A 1,880-nucleotide genomic window follows, 5' to 3' on the forward strand; every position below is an offset into this window, starting at 1 on the left:
ACTAGGGCTAAGTTTCCGTCCAAGAAGCCAGTACATAAGGGGGCAGGAGTTAAATTGGAAACACTTACTTTTTCTGTAATCAATACTGCTTAGAGCTTAACCGAACCGTATTGGTCAAGAAGCGCTTTTCATTACAGCATTTGATTACTGAATTTATAATAATAAAACAAAGTTATTCTCTCGTTACAATACTTTTTTGTCTCATATTTCGGCTGTTAAAAACCTAAAGATAATGATAATCAAATAGAGGGGAAGGAGGCGAGCGACGCTTGCCTCCTTCCCCTCCCACACGCACGATTATCATTATCATTAAATTTATTTTGAGTATTTTAACTGATTGACAAAATGCGCTTTATTTTAATCTATCACCGATGCCTTCAGTGGGAGTCTCGGTTGGGCGGTAGTAACAGTTCTTTAAATAACTAGGAAACCTGATTTTTTGGTCTGACGATACAAATTTAATGCTGGAATTACCGAGGTCATAACCAGCAATAATTGTGAGTGTACCCTTTTGCCTTGTGTTGGCATTTTCGGGCATTACGACCAAATCTGTCATAAGGTTTAATCCTCAAAATATTTAATTGACAAAGTTCTGAAATAAGCTTGCTGCCTTGATTTTGACTATCTCTGCATTAACGTAGTAGCCGATAAAATTTCTGCGGCATTTTAACCAGCCAACACAGATTTATTCTTGGTTTGGCATTTCTGCCTTATACCTGATATATTAACTATGACACGACATTGTGTCAACACAATATTAAAATTACTAGACAATTAGATGTCATGGAGGCAAATTAAGAGAGAATGAGTTATTTAGATTTAATGGTTGATCGGCGAAGGAGCGAAGATTATCGACAACTAAGTGGTCACATACCTACAGCGATGTACAAAAAGTTCAAAGCTCTTTGTGCAGAGAGGGATGTGAATCAAAGTGAAGCTTTAGAGCAAGCACTTACACTATGGTTTGAGCATGGCGAGGAAACAAGCGATAGCCCTCCGGCTAGTTCCAAACAAAATAATCAGTAAACGACAGGGAGAAATTTAAAGTAAAAAATCAAACTAATATCAAGTTGCAGAAGACAAAAACTTTTGTAAAATCAGGCTATTGCTGAAATGAAGCGATTAACGGAGGTACAAACAGAAAAACACCAAAAAATAAAAAAACAAAGCGATACTAAGTGGTAAACGCTTTGTCCAACAAAGAAAATTAAATATTTCAATATCTGAGAGCGGGTTTCATCTCTAGAGAACCAAAAAAGTGGATTGGTAGTTGGAAGCTCTAACCACTGATTGGCGAAAGAGATAATTCCGCGCTGCTTTCTCATATTATATGAGGTGCTGTGAAAATTTCTATATTTTCACTGGTAGATTTTTGGATTCAAATTTATCAATTTTTTTTGATAGCGTAAAAAAGCCTAAACCAGCAAAACAGTAAATCTCATAGATATCAGGTGTAGCAGTGCGTTAACCCCCTCGAAATACTAAGAAACCAGTTATTTGAGGGTAAATCTGTGATAAATAGTAACCGCGCACTTCAACCACATGAAGTTATAGGGGGGTTTGAGATAATATCCCGCCCCTCTCACATAGAAGCCAACCATTGGAATGAATGGTTAGCCAGTGCTGTTGACCCAAAGTTAACAGCTTTGAATGTCCGTTCTCTTAGTGGCCCCTCAGTGTACGAATATCTGCTATGCGCTCTACCTCAAACGGCCAGACGTAACGATGGGCGACTGCGTGATGGGTACTTGAAACGATATGCCCACACGGAAGCCGGTGCATGGTGGGTTAGCGGACTTGACCCGCTTAATGATTGGTTGGCGATGGACTGGGGACGGATGAAACCAGATGACCCCCGCCTTGAATGGGACAAGACAACA

At 39.2% G+C, this 1,880-nt stretch carries 2 protein-coding genes and 1 pseudogene; 2 read left to right on the forward strand and 1 reads right to left on the reverse strand.

The genetic code is table 11. The features are described from left to right. Positions 1-352: 352 nt before the first annotated feature. Positions 353-556: a hypothetical protein gene (locus tag H6G97_RS50645; RefSeq protein WP_190947725.1), complete on the reverse strand. Its 204-nt coding sequence runs from the start codon at positions 554-556 to the stop codon at positions 353-355. Positions 557-804: 248 nt separating this feature from the next. On the opposite strand from H6G97_RS50645, the gene H6G97_RS50650 reads away from it, so the two are divergent. Beyond that, positions 805-1,026 (forward strand): ribbon-helix-helix protein, CopG family, encoded by a 222-nt coding sequence (locus tag H6G97_RS50650; protein WP_190947726.1) that lies wholly within the window; start codon positions 805-807, stop codon positions 1,024-1,026. Positions 1,027-1,511: 485 nt separating this feature from the next. Next, positions 1,512-1,880 (forward strand): annotated as a pseudogene (locus H6G97_RS50655) (hypothetical protein); the annotation flags it as partial.

The sequence above is a fragment of the Nostoc flagelliforme FACHB-838 genome, assembly GCF_014698065.1.
GTDB lineage: Bacteria > Cyanobacteriota > Cyanobacteriia > Cyanobacteriales > Nostocaceae > Nostoc > Nostoc flagelliforme_B.

What these genes read in the sequence shown, in the direction of transcription:
- H6G97_RS50645 (WP_190947725.1), bottom strand. Translation starts at nt 556, where the DNA reads ATGACAGATTTGGTCGTAATGCCCGAAAATGCCAACACAAGGCAAAAG.
- H6G97_RS50650 (WP_190947726.1), top strand. Translation starts at nt 805, where the DNA reads ATGAGTTATTTAGATTTAATGGTTGATCGGCGAAGGAGCGAAGATTAT.